Annotated in this window: 12 protein-coding genes; 5 read left to right on the top strand and 7 right to left on the bottom strand. The window is 41.5% G+C overall.

What is annotated here, in order from left to right; translation table 11 throughout:
- Positions 1 to 68: 68 nt before the first annotated feature.
- From BHV83_RS13670 to BHV83_RS13655, 4 genes are all read left to right on the top strand, one after another.
- The gene (locus BHV83_RS13670; RefSeq protein WP_122143844.1) at positions 69 to 3,659 is read left to right on the top strand and encodes a DUF6383 domain-containing protein; all 3,591 of its coding nucleotides are present in this window, start codon (positions 69 to 71) and stop codon (positions 3,657 to 3,659) included.
- Positions 3,660 to 3,895: 236 nt separating this feature from the next.
- The gene (locus BHV83_RS13665) at positions 3,896 to 5,083 is read left to right on the top strand and encodes a sodium:solute symporter family transporter (RefSeq protein ID WP_286757632.1); all 1,188 of its coding nucleotides are present in this window, start codon (positions 3,896 to 3,898) and stop codon (positions 5,081 to 5,083) included.
- Between the two features lie 234 nt (positions 5,084 to 5,317).
- Positions 5,318 to 5,770 (top strand): hypothetical protein, encoded by a 453-nt coding sequence (locus tag BHV83_RS13660; RefSeq protein ID WP_005863247.1) that lies wholly within the window; start codon positions 5,318 to 5,320, stop codon positions 5,768 to 5,770.
- Positions 5,754 to 6,500: a tRNA-dependent cyclodipeptide synthase gene (locus BHV83_RS13655; RefSeq protein ID WP_122143846.1), complete on the top strand. Its 747-nt coding sequence runs from the start codon at positions 5,754 to 5,756 to the stop codon at positions 6,498 to 6,500. Before BHV83_RS13660 ends, BHV83_RS13655 begins: the two co-directional genes overlap by 17 nt.
- A gap of 56 nt (positions 6,501 to 6,556) precedes the next feature.
- Here BHV83_RS13655 and BHV83_RS13650 read toward each other — a convergent pair whose 3' ends face one another.
- Positions 6,557 to 9,217, bottom strand: a complete 2,661-nt coding sequence (locus BHV83_RS13650; RefSeq protein WP_286757630.1) for a transglutaminase domain-containing protein — start codon at positions 9,215 to 9,217, stop codon at positions 6,557 to 6,559.
- A gap of 220 nt (positions 9,218 to 9,437) precedes the next feature.
- Here BHV83_RS13650 and BHV83_RS13645 point away from each other — a divergent pair, with 220 nt between their 5' ends.
- Complete coding sequence (locus BHV83_RS13645; RefSeq protein WP_122377463.1) at positions 9,438 to 10,937, top strand: potassium/proton antiporter; 1,500 nt, start codon at positions 9,438 to 9,440, stop codon at positions 10,935 to 10,937.
- Between the two features lie 71 nt (positions 10,938 to 11,008).
- Here the strand turns inward: BHV83_RS13645 and BHV83_RS13640 are convergent, their stop codons facing one another.
- From BHV83_RS13640 to BHV83_RS13615, 6 genes are all read right to left on the bottom strand, one after another.
- On the bottom strand, positions 11,009 to 13,051 hold the full coding sequence (locus BHV83_RS13640) for a beta-L-arabinofuranosidase domain-containing protein (RefSeq protein ID WP_122143851.1): 2,043 nt from the start codon (positions 13,049 to 13,051) through the stop codon (positions 11,009 to 11,011).
- Positions 13,052 to 13,067: 16 nt separating this feature from the next.
- On the bottom strand, positions 13,068 to 14,924 hold the full coding sequence (locus BHV83_RS13635) for a glycoside hydrolase family 127 protein (RefSeq protein ID WP_121772090.1): 1,857 nt from the start codon (positions 14,922 to 14,924) through the stop codon (positions 13,068 to 13,070).
- 62 nt (positions 14,925 to 14,986) lie between these two features.
- Positions 14,987 to 16,615: a RagB/SusD family nutrient uptake outer membrane protein gene (locus BHV83_RS13630; RefSeq protein WP_005863235.1), complete on the bottom strand. Its 1,629-nt coding sequence runs from the start codon at positions 16,613 to 16,615 to the stop codon at positions 14,987 to 14,989.
- Positions 16,616 to 16,628: 13 nt separating this feature from the next.
- Positions 16,629 to 19,838: a TonB-dependent receptor gene (locus BHV83_RS13625; protein WP_286757629.1), complete on the bottom strand. Its 3,210-nt coding sequence runs from the start codon at positions 19,836 to 19,838 to the stop codon at positions 16,629 to 16,631.
- Positions 19,839 to 20,078: 240 nt separating this feature from the next.
- Complete coding sequence (locus tag BHV83_RS13620; protein ID WP_008772924.1) at positions 20,079 to 21,008, bottom strand: FecR family protein; 930 nt, start codon at positions 21,006 to 21,008, stop codon at positions 20,079 to 20,081.
- 74 nt (positions 21,009 to 21,082) lie between these two features.
- Entirely contained in the window at positions 21,083 to 21,628 is a 546-nt protein-coding gene (locus tag BHV83_RS13615; RefSeq protein WP_005867296.1) for an RNA polymerase sigma-70 factor, read from the bottom strand.
- Positions 21,629 to 21,641 lie beyond the last annotated feature (13 nt).

Raw genomic sequence — 21,641 nt, 5'->3', positions numbered from 1 at the left:
TGACGATTAGCCATCGAGAAGAAGGTAAGTGCTTAATTAACACTATTATTAATATTAAATTTTAAATTATGAACAAGAAGTTTACTATGCTTTTGGCTAGTGCCATGCTTGCGACTGCTTTCTCGGCAGGGGCAGCTGTAGACGCTAAAAAAGGGGATGCGATCTTGTTGAAGTCTGGCACTGATAATTTGTCAGCTTTAACGGGGACTAACTTTGGGAAATTGGGCCTAACCAATACTCCTGTCGATCTTAATGATTGGGAATTAAAGGGCTTAAATGGTGCTACTTGGACTGTTTCTGCAAAGAAGAACACTCTAGGTAGAGATATTTATTCTTTTGAGAATAAAGCTACAGGTTTAACGCTTGCTGTTGATCCTACCATAGCTATTGATGCAGATAAGGCTGGTGTCGGTGCGAAAGCTTTGACTTTGGGCGGTACCGCATCAGAGTGGGTGGCTGAAGGTGATAAGTTGGTTTCTTATTTCACGGGAGACTCTGTTGTTTATATCGCAAAGAACGGAGGTGATCTTTATTTGGAAAAAACAACAAAAGCTAAATTAGGCTCATCTAAAGCTATTGATCTGTCCTCTGCTAAGAATTTTCCTGAATCAATGATTTTGGATGCAGCTGACTTGAACACGTTATTGCAATCAGTTCCTACTGCTACTTTCTTTGGTTTGAATATGAACCCTAGTGTCTCTACTGGCAAAGCAAATCGGTTGACAGACACTCCTCTTAAGGCTACGGACGTAAGTGGTGCTGGTAATTGGGTAACTTTACAAGCCAAAGATAAAAAAGTGAAGGTTGATGGTGAGGATCAAGATGCCTATGTTGTCGTTGATACCGCTTATTATGATGGTACTGAGACTAGTAAGTTCTTGCAACTTAATTACGATGCTTTCAAAGCGGACAATCGTGAAGAAGGTTCTTATTACTTTAAGTTTACTTATAACGCAGCTAAAGATGAATTATATATTCAAGTTCAGAAGGTAGCTTATAAGCTTACGAAAAATGCAGGTGAGACTGATGCGGACTTTGCTAAGTATATCAAAGAGAATAACAACAATTCTTACTGGAGCATTCAAGATGAAGAAAACCCTCGTACGTTAGCGACCAAAACTGATAAGTTTATCTACATGGCTAGATTGGCTGGAACGAATGTCTTGACTATCAATACGGATGAGACAGATCTAACTGGTACTTCTGCACCTGTAGCTATGGCTAATGTTCAGAAAACAGTTGTCAAGCTTGGCACGAACTTCTCCGGATTGACGCTTACTACGATCCCTGATGGCGTATATTTGGTACAGTACAAGGCCTCGGCAGGAAATCCGAAAATCAAACAAAATGGTTTATATGCTTTGGCAAACTTAGCAGGAAACTTGGGTTGGGCTAATTTGGCTCGTAACCAAGAGTTCAAGCATATGCCTGCCGCTCAATGGGTAGTGGATAAGAATGGCACTTCTTCTACTGCTATGGTTACGATTGATAATCGTGAGTTCAGTGATGTTTCTAATACAAGTGTTCTTCCGTCTCAAATGACTCAATTCTATGCGGTGGAAGGTAGTGATGATGTATTCTATTTCAATGGTAGTGTAGCTGATACTTTGAGTTTTATCAAAGTTGATGAGGCATTGGTTAAGGATACAAAATTAGGTTATAAGTATGTAACGGCTGAAGAAGCTTCTGTTCAGACATATTTGTTCAACTATTTGCATGGGCTGGCGTTGAATAAATATCTGTATACTCCGGCAGGAAAAGACTCTATTGTTCGTGTAGACGAGAATGGAGAGAAAGCGAACTTCCGTTTGACTTTGATCGCAAAGGATGACAAATATGGTTATAAGGATGGTTTGGTAAGAAACGCTTACTATGTTTCTGACGGAAAAGGTCGTTATATCTCATTCGACGGTGTAGCGAATAAGTATATGATGAAATCAGTTCCGACTCCTTTCTTCTTGAAAGAGAACAATTGCATTGACGGTACTCATTATTATACTTTGGTAGAAGCTAATTTGCGTTCTGAGGTATTGGTTAAAGAAGGTAACAATGATATCGCATTATCTTGGTACCCTGCTTCGGAAAATGGTAAAAAGGTTGCTGATGCTAAGACTTTTGCTGCACTGAATACAAAGGAGGTAACTCGTAGTTATGAGCAACCGGATGGTTCCACCGTCACAGTAAAATATTACGCCGATGCAAATGGTAATATTGCGAGCGCTCCATATTATGATAAGGATGGTAATCGTTTGATTGTGGATGGTAGTGAAATTGGTGATGTATATGCTTATAAAGCAAAGGATGGCGTTGTATCATTACAAAAAGCATTCAATTCGATTTCTCGTTCAAATTCTTGGGACTATGCATCTGTAAAAGTATCTGTTGACGACAATACTCTTGATTTGACTGAGGGTACTTTAAATGATAAGTTCTATTCAGAGATCCGTACCTCTGCATTCGCCGTATCAAAAGACGACTCTCCATTGTACCGTCGTTTCAACAACGCTGCGTTAGGCGAGAGTGAAACCGCTGATAGCTTGTTCTTCGTAGAGAAGATCCGTAAGGAATACTTGATGGATGAGTGGAACAAGAACTTGACAGACAAGAATGTAGATTACGCTGGTATCTGGAATAAGGAGAAAGCTGACGGTAAATTAGGATTCATCGTTGATACTGCTTGGGTTAACCGTGGTAATGGCGATATCAAGCCGCAATATTTGATCTCTGTCGCTCGCAATGATCAAGCCGGTACTCCGGGTATTCCTTGTACGTATGAGCATAATCATTTTGATAACGCTGGTAATCCTGTTGACGCAGCGCATTGCTCTCATGCAACTCAAGGTCATTCAGGCTTCGACTACGGTAAGTATTTGGTAAGCTTTGGCGACTCTGCCCTTATTAAGGGCCATGAATTGAAGGTTCCGTATATGGATATCGATGGTGGTTATACTCGCGTAGGTTTTGTTAAGGCAATCCACGCTGGTGACAGCTTGTTCGTCTTGACACAAGGTTTTGAGAACATGGATCCGGCTACATTGGATACAGCTACGATCATCAATGCTTATAAGAAGAGCAAGAGCGAGAACTTTATCGTGAATTTACAGGGTGACAACCACAAGAACGTAACTTGGTCATTCCGCTATGTAAACCCGGATAAGGCTGGTGCTGTAACGGAAGAGGGTGCTGATAACGAATTCTTGTTCGAGTCGAACATCTATAACGAGGCAGGCGTTGCTTCTACTGGTAAGGCTACTAAGGGCTTCGATAAAACCGTTGCCGGTTCAATCGCTCCTTCTTACGCCGCATGGTTGAAGATGCAGAATGGTTGCTTGGTATTGACTCGTGGTGATTCAGAGTTTAGCGCAGCTAAGACTGGCTCTGACGGTGCTTTGATCTTCAACGCATACCAAAAGACTGACGCTGAGGATATGGTAACATCTATCGAAGGCGCTAACGCTGAAGGTGTATCTATCATCGCTGGCAACGGTACTGTAACTGTTCAAGGTGCAGCCGGTAAGTCAGTAGTTATCACGAACATCTTAGGTAAGGTAGTCGCAGAGACTGTTCTTACATCTGATAACGCTACAATCGCTGTACCTGCGGGTATCGTAGCGGTAGCTGTTGATGGCGAGGAAGCTGTTAAGGCTATCGTAAAATAAGATTTATAAAGAAATAAAATAAATCGAAAATACATTCCCGTGCGGGTAACCAAGTACTCCGTGATGGATGAACAAGCGGGAATGGATTAATATTAATACTAAAGTAATAAATTAAAGTTCATCCGTCGTTACCTCCGTGAGGAGAGAGGGCGGTAAGAATAAGTCTTGGTTGGCATTGTATATGCCGCCAAGACTTTATTCCATATGTTGTATTGTTAATCTAAAAATTAAAGGATATGCAGTTTAGTTGGTGGTACCTTTTTGTTTCTATCCCTGTGATATGGTCTTTATGGATAGGTTTCCGGGTCTTTAGGGGGATAAATAAACCAAGTGATTTCTTCTGGTATCCGGAAGGAATGTCATCAGAGAAGTTGAGGGATTCTTTGACCGCATCGAATATCAGTGTAGGTTCTGCTATCTTTGCGTTTTTGAGCTTTGGATATTCTTATAAGCTTGCCGCTTTTATCTCTCCTTTGACATGGCTGCTGGGTTTCTTTATCTTGTATAAGGTATTTCCTCGTATAGAAAATTCGGAAAAGAGAACATTGCATGGCTTCTTGGCCAATCGTTATGATAGCCGATTTATCGGTTATTTCGCTTCTTTGTTATCGATCATCGGATTCTTGGGTACCTATGGTATAGAAATCTTGGTTGGGATAAAGATCGCTAAAGTCCTTTTCCCTAATGTCTCCTCTATTTATATTATCTTGGGTTTGAGTCTGGTAGTGTGTACGTATACTGCACTAGGAGGTTTTAAGGCTGTTATTGATACGGAAAAGATGCAATTGTGGTTTTCATACGTCGGGATTGCTGCCGTTTTTGGATTCTTAATATCTCATAATGAGAATGTATTGAGTCTTGAGACATTGGCTTCGGACCATTGGGGATTTTCAAACTTATCAGTGTTATTTGTCCTTTCATTAATTGTGGTGAATGTACCTTGGCAGTTGATCGATATGTCCGTTTGGCAACGAGTCTGTTCCATGCGAGACCAAAAGGATATAAAGAAAGGATTGTCACAATCTATTTACTCAATTGGAATCTCTTGGTGTGTGTTGATTTCATTGGGTGTTTTACTGAATTATTTTCCGGACTTTACGGCTCCTTCGAATAATGATTACGGTTCCTTGCTATTGAGTTATCTCCAAGAACCTTGGGCGTTTGCTCTGTTTGCGGCGGGCTGCTTTGCCGCATTAGTGTCTACGGCAGATACATTATTGATTGCTTCTATACAGACTTTTGTTTTTGATATATTGTATCCTTCACATTCATTGAAGACGATAGAAGATACAAATGACCCGGAGAAAATGAAGGGTTTATTGCGCTATGGAAGGAAAATGGTTTATTTATTCGGACTTATCAGCCCTTTGTTCATTTACTTGGTTAGTATTGTGATACCGGGTGTTCTGGATTTGTTTTTTTAGTTTATAGTGCTCAGATCATATTGCTTATACCGATTTGCGTGGCGATATTCCGTAAGGATTGTGTACGGATGAGAAAGTATGCGATATTCTCTCTTTCTGCTGGTTTCTTGGCTTCTGTATGCATGATGGTGTGGATGCTTTTTCATCCGGTGGAATACGTTTATCTGTCGGCTCCACTTGTTTCGATTCTGGTTTCTGCGATACCTTGGTTTTTTATTAAGAAAGGAGAGGGTTATGATACTGGAGTTAACAAAAGGTGAGATTTTCGAACTAATGGTTTCAGCTTTAGGAGGATTCCTATTGTTATGTAAATGGATGAAATCTACGAATATGCGAAAAGTAAGGGAATACCTTGAAAAACAGCCCTTAGATGGGCTTTCGGATTGCAGTTGTTTGGGGGATTTTATGAAGCGGTCTTCTTGTAAGAAACTGTTTAACTATTATTTTTTATATAGGCTTGTCTCCATTTCTTATTATTTGCTGCCGGTTGTTTTTTTGTTCTTTTTTCTTGTTGATGCATTTTATTTGTATAACTATTTTCTTGTTGATGGATCTGAAGTATTCGAGAAAGCTTGTGTTCCGATGCAGCAAAGTGTATTGATATTTATTTTTGAATCAGTGGTTGTTATGTTCCCTCTTGTTTTAGGAGAGTGGATTAAAAGAAATACTTATGAGCCTCTTGTATGAGCGACGATTGGAGTCTTGCTATATAGAACGAATATATCCGTATTCGGAATCGAATGCTTTTTTAGGAGTGAGTATTTGCTCTCGTTTATTTTCAGAGAAGACTTTGGTTGCTCTGTTTGATTGGTGCAAGGCAAATGTCAAATCTGTTTATGTATTAATAGCCGATGAGATACAAATGTACACTTTTATGGCTTCTAAAGGTTTGGAACGAAAAGAGGCTTGTGCGAAAGCTTTGCAAATAGGCGATATAAAGTATCGATTCATAGAAAGGGTTATCAAGAAAGGTGACTATGACAATGTTCGATTGCTTTCTTGGAAAGCGGTAGCCTTAGAGCCTCGATTCAAGACTTTATTGCAAAGACTTAGATTATTATATGGAACTGAAATCCTTTTTCGGCGGGAAGTTATCAAGCAGATTCTAGAACGTAACAGGCGGTTGCCGGAAGGTTTTCGTTTTGCAAGGATCGACTCTTCTGATTATGATCTAGCTTCTCTTTATATACTGAACGAACTGGCGGTTATTTTATATTTCCATTTATATTTTGATCCAGCGTGCCAATATCAAATCTCACCTTTACCTATGACCCCTTTATTGGAAATCTTGTATGACGGTACTTTTTTGAAAGACTTGCTTGTCCCTAAAAAGGATATTGGTTATATAGAAATTATGGGGGAGAAGGATCTCACTGGCAGAATGATTAAGGTTAATACAAAAGGGGCGCCCTTATAGATAGAACCGCCCCTCCTTATAGTTGTAGATAACTCCTTTACTTTTTTGTGAGTTCGTTATAGCTTATGTATAACTTTCATTAACTGCTCGCCCAAGCCAATTGTATAGCCTTGAGAGACAAATACGACACGGTTGAACGTATCGGCGATCAAGAAGATCGGCAAGGTATTGGCGTTTTGCAATTTCATCGCTGTAGCCATCTCCTTTTGGATCGCCCCGTCGATATCCAGACCGTATGTGATCGTGCCCGGTAAATCGCCGAACTCTTTCGGATCGAAGTTCTTATAGCCCTTCTCGTCAGGGAAGAGAAGCACGATGCCTCGTCCCCAATCTTCTAGTTCCTTCTTCACGGCGGCGATATCACGCATCGCATGGTTTGTCGGTTCTTGGCGGGAGCCTAGAAGCGCTACGATATAGTAGCCACGTCCGGTAGTAGCTAGCAAGCTAGTTTCCTCGCCGTTGTCCGCACGTTTGAATTTATTCTCGGAGTTGAAATTACCGATCACCTGTATCTCGTCCTTGCTTTCGCGCATCTCCAATTGGATCGGGGTGGTCTTGTCTGCCTCCACATTGAAAAACTCGATCTCGGCCAATACGCTACCGTTTGCCATACGAGTACCGGTCACTAACATATAATTACCTTCATCCATGGATAACGGTTTCTTCAGTAATCCGCTCCAAGTATCTCCCAAGCCCATATCCACATTACCGCCTCTCTCGAAATTCAAGGTCTGTAAAGTACCGTTCGGCAAAACCTTGGCGATCGTGAAGTGACTGTAATATTTCGGGTCCTGCAGCGCCTTGATCGGTTGGTAAGAAGCGATTACCTTGCCTTGTTTAGCGGTCGTCTGTACGGCAGCCTCGAAATCGACGTCTACCCAAGCGTTGTCCTTGAAGTACTGGATCTTGCGGGCTACCGGCTCGATACGTGCCGGAATACCTACGCTACGAGCCACGGCCACGAAGAAGATATTACGGGAGCCCTTATCAGCGATACGAGATTTCCAGACACCCATCGGCATGATCGGAATACGTTGCGCATTTAGTGCGTCGTTAATGGAGACGTTATTCTTCACCCAATCCACCAATGCCTGTGGATTCTCTACGGCTTGTTTCGCAAGGGAAGGCTCAATATTCGCGGCGAAGAAACTCTTATAAGGAGTCAGGAACTCATTGGCCACACGAGGATTCATGATATATTCATTGAACCATTCGCTTTGAACGGCCGGCGTATTATTCAAATGATCTGCGAAGACAGACGCTGGTGTATCACGTAGATCCTTAGCGGACACGACATCCAATAATGCCATCGCCTGCGCACGCTTCTCGGCGGGAGTCTCCCGTAAGAACTTCTCGATCTCCATCCAGTTACCACGGCTACCAATCATGAAATCCTCCGTCTTCATCGGGTCGATACCCAATTCTTTCGCTAAAGCCTCCGCTTTCTCTTCCGTATAGAAAGTGGCTACATATTTATTACGGATAGCGTCTTCCTCCAATAAACGTTTGGCGTTCGCTTCCTTTTGCTCCGGTGTAACTTCCGCTGGGATAGAGCCATCCACCGGTGGTATGATATCTAGGGCGATCGTCTCCACATCTCCCGGTTTTTTGTTCAAGGCGATCGTAACCTCTCCGTCTTTGCCGAAAGAGACCTTGCTGTAGCCGAATTTGCCGTCCTTGCTGGCCCATACCAACATATCCCCTTTTCCGGCGGATAATGAGCATTTGCCATCCGCATCCGTCTTCTTGCGGGCTACACTGTTAAACTCGGCATAATTATAAATCTTGAATTCAACCAGAGCGTCCTTCACTGGCTTGCCATTGGCATCCGTAACCGTGATAACAGCTTTAGCCGAAGGCGCGTAATTATCGATCACGTTGATCTCGGTATACCCATCGGTACGTTCCATGACATCCTCCGGGCCATTGTATTTACCGAATACTTTCGTATGCATCAACATACCCCGGTAAGCAGGGCCGTTGAACCAACCCAGATTCAATACCGGTTCGGGCTCGCAAGCGCCGAGGAAATACCATTTACCATTCACCCAAGCTTCTACCCATGCGTGGTTATCATCCGTATGCGCCCAGCGAGGCGTATATACCTGACGCGCGGGGATACCCACGGAACGTAAAGCGGCTACCGTGAAGGTAGACTCCTCACCGCAACGACCGTAAGCGGTCTTTACGGATGCCAAAGGGGAACTTGTGCGCCCATCGGAAGGAGTATAGATAACCTTCTCATGACACCAGTGATTCACTTCCAGTACGGCGTCGTACAACGAGAGACCCTTCACCCGGTCTTTCAACTCATCAAAGAAAACCATGCGGCTTTCATCCAGATTCTCATTGTTGATTCGTACCGGCAATACGAAATGGCGGAAGATATCCTCTGGGATGCTATCGCCCCAAGGCATCTCATTCCGTGCTTGGAAAGAGGAACGGATGTTTTTCAAATAGAAATCGCCACTATAGTCCGTGATGTCTCCAATCGGCATATAGGCGTACATGAAGGTTAACGCCTCCCTCTCTTCGGGAGTCATTTGATCGTTAAATACTGCGAAAAGGTCTCCGTTAGGCAGAGCGGCCTGTTTCGCTTGGAAATCGTTCTCGACCTCAGCTCGGTAAGCGGCGTCGGTAATAAAATGTTGTTGGTTGTTACAGCTCGTCCATACGAGTAATGTGAACAACAGCGTAAATAGATGTTTTTTGTTCATAAAGCGGATATGTATGTTTGCCAAAAGTAATGATTCTATGCGAGATAGAAAAATTCTCGAACAATTTGTAAGAAAGATTTGTTTTTCTATAGAAAGAATAAATCTGGTCTTCCTGTAAATTTGGGACCGGATTTCTTCTTTTTGTGTGATTATAATTACAAAAAGTTTACGAACTTTGTAACAAAGTATCAAATCACTAATCATAAAACCCGTTTTGCGTATGTTTCAAAATCCTGAGCAAGTGCTATTAATAGCTTCTGTGATCCTGTTTTTAAGTATATTCGCCGGTAAGGCCGGTTATCGTTTCGGCTTACCCGCTTTGTTGTTGTTCCTTGGTGTGGGAATGTTGTTTGGCAGCGATGGTCTGGGCATCCAGTTCAGCGATCCGAATGTGGCCCAGTTTATCGGCATGTTGGCGTTGAGTATCATCTTGTTCTCGGGTGGTATGGATACGAAAGTTGCGGAGGTCAAACCTATCGCCTCGCAAGGTGTGGTATTGGCTACGCTCGGGGTGCTGGCCACGACTTTTATCACGGGCGGGTTTATCTATTGGTTATTTGGTTTATTTGGCAAATATGTTACGTTGACTTTCCCGGAATCTTTATTGCTGGCGGCGGTCATGTCCTCTACGGACTCAGCCTCGGTTTTCTCCATCTTGCGCAGTAAAGGGGTTTATTTGAAAGAGCGTCTGCGTCCTACCTTGGAGCTGGAGAGTGGTAGTAATGACCCGATGGCTTATATGCTTACCTTGCTTCTGATCGCTTACATACAAAGCGGAGGTATGAATATTTGGGAGGCCGGGCTATCCTTGGTCATTCAATTATCGGTGGGAGCTATCGCCGGTTTCTTATTGGGGAGACTGGCTGTGTTGATTATCAATAAGATCGATATAGATAACGAGTCTTTGTATCCGATCCTTTTATTGGCTACGGCTTTCTTCACCTTCGCCGCTACGACCTTATGTAAAGGTAATGGCTATTTAGCGGTTTATATCGCTGGTTTGGTGGTTGGTAACGCTAAGATTGTTCACAAGAAAAGTATGGGGACGTTTTTTGACGGTTTCGCTTGGTTGTGGCAGATCGTGATGTTCCTTACGTTAGGCTTGCTAGTGAACCCGCATGAGTTATTACCGGTGACGGGTGTAGGTGTTATGGTGGGAGTCTTTATGATCTTGATCGCCCGTCCGATTAGCGTGTTCCTTTGTTTGATACCTTATAAGAATTTCTCCTTCAAAGGTAAACTGTATATCTCATGGGTGGGATTACGCGGGGCGGTTCCTATTATTTTCGCTACTTACCCGATGATCGCCGGGATCGAGCATGCTAGTATGTTCTTTAATATCGTATTCTTTATCACGATTCTTTCTTTGCTGATCCAAGGAACCACGGTTACCCAAGCCGCTAAATGGCTGGATATGGTGGATGAGCCGGAACGAAAGGATGAGTTTGGCATCGAGCTTCCCGAGGAGATCAAGAGCGCAATGAGCGAGATCGATATTACCCCGGCGGTATTATCCCATGGAAATAAATTGATGCAGCTGACTTTACCCGATCATACCTTGGCGGTAATGGTGAAACGGGAAGGCCGCTATTTTATCCCGAAAGGAAATACGGAATTAAAGGAGAATGATAAGTTGTTAATGATTTCCGATAATGACGAGGCGCTTTTGCAGGCGTATGATTCCTTGGGGGTGAAGGATTATACGATGAAGAAGAATTGAAATAATGTGCCAATGTAGGCAATGTGCCAATGCGAATACTCTTTGTGTAGAATAAGCATTGGCACATTATTTTATCGTACCGGGAACTCGGTTATACGTAAAGTGGTACAGCCATAAGGAATTAACTCGATCGTCTCTTCATCACCCATCGGTTCGTTGGCTTGCATGAAGAAATTTACGGGGCCGGCGGAACCTTTGAACATATTCCATGAAGGTAAGATCCGTCCCTTTGTTTTGATCGTGATAGGGGCATTCTCTAGGTTCCATGGGTAAGGGGCTATGTTCTCTGCCTTTCTAACGACGAAATTTTTCTCTAGTTCTTCTTCTTTCAGATATTTGCGAATCAGGGAATAATTCCATGCTGAAGTAGAGGTGACCTCATAATACCATTCTCCTTTATGTGAAGACTCCGGGCGTTGATCAACCTTGCGTTCCCATTTCTCATCCATCTTTAGGGAATACAATAATGGACCTCGTTCGATGACAACCGCATCGTCATACCAATTGCTTGTGGATATACGCATGGGTAGCTCTAGCTGGATATGATCGCCATCTTTCCATTCCCGGTTGATTCGTACGATTTCGCCAGAGTGAGCCGCGATAGAGACAGCCTCGCCATTTATCGTAATCACGGGATTATTACACCAAGCGGGAATACGCAAGTGAAAAGGGAAAAAGGCTTTCTTGTCTTTCTTGCTAGGGAACGATAAATTGAAATCGATCTTTTCTTCAAAGGGATAATCGGTCTTCTCTGCGATTTTAACCGTGATGTCGTTTCCCACTTGGGCAGTCACTTCCGATGGTGCGTAGATAAGTGAAGCGATGCCATTATCGGCGGTGGCAAACCATAGATGTCGTGTGAATTTAGGCCAACCTTGATGTAGATTGGAGGTACAACAAGGATAACCGCTCAATTCTCCGAAAACAATGTCTGTGTCCTCGTGTGGTGAGACAAAGTTACGTCCTTCGCAAGTGATCGCTACTTGATTGACTTGCTGATAATATTGTCGTGCGGAAAAGTCATCCTTGATCTGTGTTGGCAGTACATTGTATGCGACTTTCTCTAAATGATCAGCCCACTGGACATCTCCGGTTATCTCTAACATTTTCTCGAGAGAGAACATCATCTCGACAGCGGTACAGAGTTCCGATCCTTGTGTCGGGTTACCGAAACGTAAAAGTTCATCTCCCGCCCATAATCCTGTAGGAAAACCAATCGTATGGCGCATTTTCCGTACAGCTTCCTTAACCGCTTCCAGATTTTGAGGATTATGGCTCTGTTGGTAATAAATGACAGGTTCCTTGAATCCTTGGGCGAGATTTACACAATGCAGGCTGTTTTGCCGGGCTAAATGATCTTGGTTCAAGAACACGTCGGTCCAATTGAAGGTTTGCTTATGGATTAACTCTCCTAACTCCAGAAGGAAAGGATCCCCCGTGATATTATAAAGCCAATATACGACCATCAGATTATCCCCTCCTCGTTGTTCAGCCCAGAAAGTCCATTTTCCCAGAGGACTTTTAGGTAGTTCAGAAAGCTGGTATTTGAAATAATTAGTGAGGAACGAGATAACTCTTTGATCGTTGGTAGCGGAATAATATTGTTGCAGAACTTTGAGCATAACCATTTTGGGCCACCAATCTTGTGCGTTATCCCGTTGTAAGCCGGGTTCATAGTCTCTGTCTGTATCTGGCCCGAAATATCCGTTAGGCTTTTGAGAGGCCAATGTCCATTCAACCCAAGGCTTTACTTTTTGGATCAAGGCCTCATCATTCATGATGTAAGCCAAAGGTAGTAAGCCATCTATCCAGTATGGGCCTCGTTCCCATACGTCTCCATCTCCGCCTAACCAACCGTTACGCGGTCCCATTACTTTCGTATAGATAGAATCCAGATGGCCGGTCATTCCCGTACACATTCGTTCCATTTGGATTTTTAGCCAACCCGCAGGTTTAACATCCCCAATAGGCAACTCTATATAAGGCTTAGAGGCTAATGGATAACGATTGTTCGGGTAATTAATGTTGATAGAACCTTCATTTCCCGGCAAAGTGGCAGAAAAGGAGGTAATTGAGATTAGGCTTGATAATGTTATCGTTAATAAATACTTCATTTTGATGCTTTTTTAGTTATTCGTTATAGGGGATCCATACCCTCATTTTTCCTGCTTTACGGTTATCCCACGCATAATAGGGAATGAAGGTAGCAGATTGTGCCCTACCGTTTGTTTTAATTGTTTTTATCCCATTCAATATATCGGAAACGAAGGCTGTCTGGAATGTTGTACTTGGGCTCAACTGGATTTGATCGAAATATTCCGGGTTGTCTATTTCTTCCATGCAGTATACAAGTGGCCCTCGTTGAATCGCCCGTTTGCCGAAATTTTCCTTGACATGCGGATCTGCCGCAACAATTTCCACGGGCATATCCATATCTAGAGCGATTACATCTTGCGATTTCCAATCCTTGATTACCGCATAGCCTTTTTCCTCAGACACGTTTATTCTCTTACCATTGATACTTAAATCATAGGTTTTGCACCAATTCGGAATGCGGAGGCGTATCTCTTTCTCCAAAGGCTGAGACGTAGAAATTGTTAGTTTTACCGATCCATCCCACGGATAGTCCGTTTCTTGTGTTAATAGGATATCAGTCTCTCCTATCCGTATTTGCCCCGTATTTCCGATATATAGATTTACCCATAACGCATCATCGGAGGAGGCGTAGATATAATTTCCGATAGAAGGCAAGAAGCGTGAAAGCTGACTTGGGCAACAAGCGCAACCATACCATTCTTGTCTATGGTGATCACCCTTAGATTCCAGCGGATTGACATAGAAGAAACGGTCTCCACCCAAGGAGATACCGGCAAGCGCACCGTTATATAAAGAACGTTCCAGTACGTCGATGTATTTAGAGTCTCCGGTAAGTTGGTTCATACGTTGGTTCCAAAGCACCATTCCGACAGAAGCGCAAGTCTCGCAATAAGCATCTAGGTTCGGTAAATCGTAATCCTCCGTAAACCCTTCGTTATCCCGGGATGAACCGATTCCCCCGGTGATATACATATTGCGGTGTACCACATCATCCCATAGACGATCTATGGCGGCTATATATCCCGTATCATTCTTCAAGGCAGCCACATCAGCCATACCGCAATACAAATACATACATCGTACCGCATGCCCGGAGATATCGGTAAGTCGCCGGACGGGAACGATATCTTGATAGTAAACCGGGTCCCATTTACCTTCATCACCCATAGTGCCGTGACCGTGTCCACGTTCCTCCAGCAGCCAATAAGCGAAATCCAGATATTTCTGCTCTTGGGTGGTTTGATAAAGCTTGACAAGCGCCAGTTCTATTTCCTCATGTCCCGGTACCCAATGTCTTTTTCCCGGACCGAATTGGCTCATCATATGATCTGTCATGCGGATACATACGTCTAATAACTTGCGCTTTCCAGTAGCTTGATAATACGCCACTCCAGCCTCAATCATATGTCCGGCACAGTACATCTCATGTTTGTCCATATTGGTCCACCGTTTATCCAATCCGGTGAGTGTATAGAAGGTATTGATGTAGCCATCTGGTTGTTGGGCGGCAGCGAATTTATCAATCCATTCGTCCGCCTTCTTCTCCAGCTCGGGATCCGGATTGTTGATCAGGCTATAAGCCATACCTTCTAACGCTTTATATACATCGGAATCATCAAAGAAAATGCCGGAATGCTCTCCTTCCCCTTTCGCTGCATTCTCGAAATTACGGATACGCCCGGTTTGATTCTCTATTTGATCGATACAGACAGGCAAGGTCGCCGAGACATGTTTACTGAGTCTGGGTGACCAAAAGTTATCATTGATTTTCACATGAGAGAAATCGATCTGCTCGATCATTTTCAAAGGCTGTTCCTTTATATCTTCTTTAGAGGTCTGGCACCCTTGCAAAAGAAAGGCAGACGCAGCGAGTAAAAGGTATTGCTTCATATAGCTTTAGAAATTGAGATTAAAGGAGGGTATGTCAATATAGAGACATACCCTCTATGTTATTATTGATAATTCGGATTTTGTTCCAGATTCGGATTGGTATCTACTACTTTTTGAGGTAAGGGAAATACCGTTTTATAATCTCCATTCGGCTCATGAGATAACCATTTAGCTTTTGTGAAATGACCGAAACGTATCATATCTCTCCGGCGATAAGATTCTCCAGCGAATTCCCAACCTAGTTCATCATAGAAACGTCCGAATTTTTCCGGATAAACTTGATTTTGCGAAGTTAATACATAGTTTTCTACCGTACCGTATTTATAACAGGATTTTTCTTGTAATTGCGCTCCTGAGACAATTGCTTTTTCAGGATGTTCTTTAAAAGCTCTTTTTCTGACCATACTTACAATAGACGCTGCTTGATCTGCTTTCCCAGTACGTAAAAGGCATTCTGCTTTCATCATATGGACTTGCGTAAGTCTGAATAAGACCAAATCATTATTTAGTTCACTTCTGGCTCCCATCTCAACCTCATATTTTAACCAGCGATATCCTTCTGCCTCACCAGTGAAAATTCCGTTGGGCATTTTGTTGACGAAGATAAGCGGTTGTCCCATTAAGTCATAAGAGCCTGTGAGAGGTGTCCGGTCAGATGCGTATTGGGGACCTCCTAGCCAAGTCGCATTTAAACGTTCGTCATCTGGATCATAGGTGTCGATGAATTGAGGTATTCCTTTATAGGCCCCAGCTCCCCAAGGGCTTCCAACTAGATCATACGTTTTTTGGTTTGCTCCGTGTAAGGCGGCTAAATGATAGTTAAATCCAGTGGCAAATATTTCATCATAAGGAATGACTAATATATTTTCTAATGAGTTTTCATTGTGTGCCTTAAATGGATCGCTATAATTAATGTCTAAACTATATTTTCCGGAATTAATAATATCATCACACTCTTGAATACAAGCATTCCATTGGGGATCACCTGTATATACTTCTGCGTTCAAATATACGTTAGCGAGGAGGGCTTTAGCTCCCCATAATGTGAATCTTCCATAATTAGATTCATTTTTCTCTGTTGGGAGATCGCTGAAAGACTCTTTTAGTTCTTTGACTATAAAATCATAAAGATCCTTCCGGGATGTTTTTACAGGTAATTCTGAGGTGGGTTCCGTGACTAAAGGAGCATCTCCAAAATTATCCATGATGTACCAGTAATAGAAAGCACGTAATGCTCGAGATTCAGCGATCATGGCAGCCTTGTTTTCATTAGCGGCAAAAGGAAAATCATCTTGGTTGATAATGCTGATAGCCCGGTTTGCCAAGATAATTCCGGAATAGCAAACTTCCCATAAACGATTCACTTGTAATTGTTCGGAGTTCCATGAATGTTGATGCATTCTACGAAATACACCTCCATCATCCCAACCGGAACCATTAGCGGGGAACACTGCGGCATCGGTACATATTTCTTGACTCAGCATTGGAGCTTGTCCGGAACCGCAATATCCCCAATCTTGAAGATTGGTATAAGCGGCACCAACTACTTTAGTTGCGTCTCCAGCTTCATATTTATAACTATCTTCAGTAATGTCAGAGAAGATTTCTTCGGTTAGGTCTGTGCAGGAAATAAAGTTCAATGAACAGCAACCTAATAATAAAATATTTATATGTTTTTTAATTGTATTCATGAGTTTATTTATTTTAAAAAGTAAACATTGCGCCTAAAGTAAAGGAACGTGTAGAAGGGTAACGGCCTAATTCATCACATCCGGGATTAAGTCCTTGCGTATTAACCTCAGGGTCTAATCCACTGTATTCTGTAAATGTGAATAGGTTATTACCGGTTGCGTATATACGTATCCTTTTTAAATAATCATTCTTAAGTTTTAAGGTATAACCAATGGTGATATTATCAATTTTCCAAAAGTTTCCTCTTTCGATGAAATAGCTAACATATTGAAGTTCCTGTTGGTCGTTTAGTACAGTCTTTCCGTACTTCGGTTCATAAGCTGTGGCAAGCAAATTTCCCCGGGTCAAGTTTACAGGACATTCATAAAACATGCGGGGGTAGTTGAGGATGTCATAGTCGAATGCACCTCGCATAGTTATACCTAAGTCGAAATTTTTGAAGGTAAAACTGTTATCCCAGCTTAATAGGTGTTTGGGCAGGCCATTTCCAATAATTTTTTTATCTTCTGCTTGTTGCTCTGAGATCGGTTTTGGATTACCGTTTTTATCTTCAATAATCCAACGTCCTTCGTTATCTATATCAATAGTTTTAAAACCGTAGAAATTACCAACCTCACCCCCTTCAAATATTCGATGGGTATATTGTTGGATAGGTTCGCCAGTCCAGCCATCTTCTATATAACCGGATTTTAATTGGAATTCCTCGTTTGATAGGGCAACCAACTTATTTTTGTTGGTCGAATAATTAAAGCTAGTTGTCCATGAGAATTCTTTTGTTTGTACTGGGATTGCACTGAGGTGTATCTCTAGTCCTTTATTTTGCATAGTTCCTGCGTTTGCGAGGATTTCCTGATATAAATAAGGAGGAGTGGCTACTTGATAGTTCCATAGCATATCTTTTGTCGTGCGTTTATAAAGGTCTATAGATCCACTGATACGGTTATCAAGAACGCCGAAGTCTACTCCTAAGTTCCACTCTTCTTTTTTTTCCCAACGCAGGTTTGGATTTGCGTTACTTGAAGGTTTTAATGAAGGAAGCCAGCCAGAACCAGTATAGAGATTCTTATCGCTGGTCAAGCGGCTTAATGACATATATGGATCTTCAGGAATTGAACCCGTTACACCAAAACCTAAACGAGCTTTCAAGCTACTGATAAAACGTAAGGAGCTCATGAATTCCTCATTATGTATATTCCAACCTACGGATACAGCCGGAAAATTTCCCCATTTATAATTAGCTCCGAATTGTGTAGCTCCTTCATGACGGATACTGACAGATGCTAAATAACGATCATTGAAACTATAGTTGATACGAGCAAATACACCGATTAACTTAGACTTGTTTTTTTCAGACTTTTCCTCAACTTCTCCTCTTTTTAAGGCAGCTCCAGCGCCCATATTATTATAGCTATATTGATCGGATGGAAAATCCCAGTTTTGCATCCAATAATTTTCATAGGTATTGTCTTGATAAGAATAACCCGCTAAACCAGTAAGATTATGAGCACCAAAATTATTTTTGTATTGGGCTGTGATCTCTAACAGATTATCGATAGAAGCTGTTGTTCCACGAGAAGCAAACCCGTTTTTGCCATTGCGGACAGTTGATATGTGTTTTTTAGTTTCAGCATATCCGCGGGTTTGATTATAAGAGGTTCTCGACACTAATGCTTTTACGAAAAATTCATCCATGGGAGTCAATGTAACGGTTCCGAATGTACGTAATTGGGTACTTTTATTCTCGCCATTACTTTCATATAGCGCAGCTACCGGATTCATATATCCGTTCATTGTCGGATGTTCAATCCAGTTTCCGTTATCGTCTTTCGGACGTTCAGTTGGAATATTGATTAACGCATTTCGGTAAATTTCCCCATTGAAGCTTTTGCCATCTCCTAAGGCTGTATATCTTTGTTCTTTACCCATGATGTTTAAATTAAACTTTAATAAGTTATCCCACATAGAGTGGTTGATTTCCAATCGTGTGGTTAATACTCTATTGTCTGAGCGTTTGATAATGCCTTGGCCAGACTTATAGTTTATGTTTGCGATATAATTAGAGTTGCGATTACCTCCGCGTAGACTGGCATTAGTTACGTAAGAAATAGGAGTCCTTAATATCTGGTCTAGCCAATCTGTGTCGTAACCATAATCAATAGCGCCGGGTTTCCCTTGTTTTACTAATTGACGGTATTGATTGGCATCCATCATATCTAATCTTTTTTTGATTTGCTGGGTAGTGACATAAGCTTGAATATCAATAGTTACAGGTATCTCTCCTTTCACTTTTTTTGTGGTGATGAAAATAACACCATTATTTCCTCTGGTTCCATAAATGGCGGCGGCTGAGCCGTCTTTTATAACATCTATGCTTTCGATATCTTCTGGTGCAACAGTGCTCATATCACCCGGAACTCCATCGACAATAACTAATGGCACCCGGTCTCCTTTTAGTGAGCCGATACCACGCAATACAATTTGGGATGAAGACGTCGGATCACCATTTGGCATGACAATGCCAAGTCCCGCAACCTTTCCTTGAAGCAACTGGGCTGCGTCTTGCACTGAACCTTGAATGAATGTTTCACTTTTTATGCTGGAAATAGATGAAGTTAATTCCCCTTTTTTCTGTGTACCGTAGCCAACCACTACCACCTCGTCTAATTGTTGCGTATCTTCTACTAAACGAATATTGATTTGTTGTTTCCCATTTACAGGAACATCTTGTGTCAAATATCCGATATAGGAAATCTGCAAGATGGCAGAAACAGGAACATCTAACGTATAATTACCATCTATATCTGTAATAGTTCCGTTAGTTGTTCCTTTTATAACGACGTTAGCACCGATAATAGGTTCTCCGGATTTATCTGTAATTGTTCCTGAGACCTTATTGTTATCCTGTTGTTGTTCTGCTTTTTCATCTTTCTTCATCAACATGATATTACTGCCTTCAATCGCATATCCAATATTCGTGTTTCTGAAAATTTGTGACAAAACATCCATTACCGTTTGGTCTTGAGCGTGTACGGATGCTTTACGGTTTAAGTCGATTTCATTTGTATTATAAATGAATAAATAATCAGTTTGCTGTTCTATCTGTTCTAAAATTGAATGCGTAGATTCATTATTAGCATTGATATTGATGCACATCGTTTGTGAATGTACGGATGCGAGTAAGCTGAAACTGAATACAAATAATGCAATGAATGTTAATCTCATTATTCGAAATGTTTTGTCTTCTGTGTTAAAAGGGGACATAAAATGCCCGTTACAAATTTTTTTCATACATTTGTAATGTCTTATTTGTTAGTACTAAATGAATTTATTTTCGCAAGTCTGGTACTGACTTACGGAAGGGGGATGTTGCAGCATCTCCCTTTTTGTGTAATTTGTGCTGTTAATTGTTTGTTATGTTTTCATTCTCTATATTCTGTATTTAAAAGGTTAACGACTAAATATTTATTTTATCACGATTAGATTCGTCTCTTCATTTTTTGTATAAGTGAATTTATGTTTTAATTGTAATACTTTCAATACATGGTCAATTCCGTCTTTGATACGGAATTTGCCGGAATAACGGTATTGAAGTAAGGATGGTCGTTGAACATCAATTTTAATATCATAATAAAGCTGTAACTTTTCTATTAAACTTTGGATCGACTCGTCTTCGAAACAGAATAATCCCTCTTTCCATTTAAAGTAGTTGTAGTCAGGAATATGGGATGTATTTAATCCTTCCTGACTTGCGATCGCCATCTCGTTCGGCTTTAGGCGTAATCTTTTCGGCATAGTTAAGGAAGATATTTCTACGCTGCCATTTAATAATGCTGTCTCAAATAAAGGACTGTTGTGATATGCCTTAACATTAAATTCGGTACCCAATACATGAATTGCGTATTTTTCGGTTTGTACGGTAAAAGGACGTTTTTTGTCATGATGTACAGAAAAATACCCTTCTCCGTTAAGTTCTACGTTCCGTTTATTTGTGCCGAATTTATTAGGAAATTTCAATGTCGAGCGAGAGTTGAGCCAAACATGTGTCCCGTCCGCTAAAGTTAACTCAGCTCGCTGACCTGTGGGTACATGGATGGTTTGTATTTGTATATCCTCTACCTTTTGTTCTACGAATTGTTTAGTAACAAAGATTCCAATTAAAAAGATCGCTGCTATTTTTAGTGTTTCGATTGCGATACGTCGAATTGTTGGAATGAATTTTTTATGAAGTGTTTTTTGCTCTGTATCCGTATGCCAAAGTGAAATATCATATAATTTACGTAAAGCCAGAAATTCACGCATGTTATCAGGACTTTCGTCCAGCCATGACACTACTTTCAGTCTCTCTTCTTCGGAAACCTTACCTCTTATGTACCGTTGTAGTAATTGCTCCATGAATGTCTGTTAATTTATTTTCTATTATAAAAACAACGCTGTGCGCTAAATCCCTAGTGGAAAAATGAAAAAAATTAAGAAAAAAGAAAATAAAATAAGGGTAGATAGTCTTTCAAGTTGATACGCAAAGCTTTTAAAGCCTTGGTTATGTGGTATTCTACACCTTTTATGGTGAGGTTTGTCTCATCCGCTATTTCTTTTACGGTTTTATTCTCGAAGCGGCTCATCTCGAATATTCGATGAGTTTGTTCTGGTAAGTTTTTTAAAGTTTTGTGGATGATCCTATTGACCTCATCAGAGAAGATCTCTTTCGGATCGCAAGCCTCGAGTGTGGAAATTCTAATGCTTAGTTCTCTATTTTTTATTTCCTCTAAATTTTCAATAGCGGCATCATGTATGGCTTTATGGCGTAAATAGTTAAGGGCTTTATTTTTCAAAATCGTGAGCAATAAGGCTTCTGTTATCTCGTTTTCTCCAGCAGAGACCAGTCGCCAATATTTTACAAGCGATTCAGCTACGATATCCTCAGCCACCATGTCATCATGTACATATGATTTGGTGAACAGGAATGACCGTCGGTAATTCCGTTCATAAATGATATTAAAATCGTCTCCTTTCATCTTCAATACAGAT

The organism is Parabacteroides sp. merdae-related_45_40 (genome assembly GCF_001915675.1).
Note: the sequence above shows the minus strand (reverse complement) of the source record. Positions and strands in the feature narration are given on the sequence as shown.

Excerpts from the sequence above, each read along its gene's own strand:
- BHV83_RS13670 (WP_122143844.1), top strand. The coding sequence starts at position 69 with ATGAACAAGAAGTTTACTATGCTTTTGGCTAGTGCCATGCTTGCGACT.
- BHV83_RS13665 (WP_286757632.1), top strand. The coding sequence starts at position 3,896 with ATGCAGTTTAGTTGGTGGTACCTTTTTGTTTCTATCCCTGTGATATGG.
- BHV83_RS13660 (WP_005863247.1), top strand. The coding sequence starts at position 5,318 with ATGATACTGGAGTTAACAAAAGGTGAGATTTTCGAACTAATGGTTTCA.
- BHV83_RS13655 (WP_122143846.1), top strand. The coding sequence starts at position 5,754 with ATGAGCCTCTTGTATGAGCGACGATTGGAGTCTTGCTATATAGAACGA.
- BHV83_RS13650 (WP_286757630.1), bottom strand. The coding sequence starts at position 9,217 with ATGAACAAAAAACATCTATTTACGCTGTTGTTCACATTACTCGTATGG.
- BHV83_RS13645 (WP_122377463.1), top strand. The coding sequence starts at position 9,438 with ATGTTTCAAAATCCTGAGCAAGTGCTATTAATAGCTTCTGTGATCCTG.
- BHV83_RS13640 (WP_122143851.1), bottom strand. The coding sequence starts at position 13,051 with ATGAAGTATTTATTAACGATAACATTATCAAGCCTAATCTCAATTACC.
- BHV83_RS13635 (WP_121772090.1), bottom strand. The coding sequence starts at position 14,924 with ATGAAGCAATACCTTTTACTCGCTGCGTCTGCCTTTCTTTTGCAAGGG.
- BHV83_RS13630 (WP_005863235.1), bottom strand. The coding sequence starts at position 16,615 with ATGAATACAATTAAAAAACATATAAATATTTTATTATTAGGTTGCTGT.
- BHV83_RS13625 (WP_286757629.1), bottom strand. The coding sequence starts at position 19,838 with ATGAGATTAACATTCATTGCATTATTTGTATTCAGTTTCAGCTTACTC.
- BHV83_RS13620 (WP_008772924.1), bottom strand. The coding sequence starts at position 21,008 with ATGGAGCAATTACTACAACGGTACATAAGAGGTAAGGTTTCCGAAGAA.
- BHV83_RS13615 (WP_005867296.1), bottom strand. The coding sequence starts at position 21,628 with ATGAAAGGAGACGATTTTAATATCATTTATGAACGGAATTACCGACGG.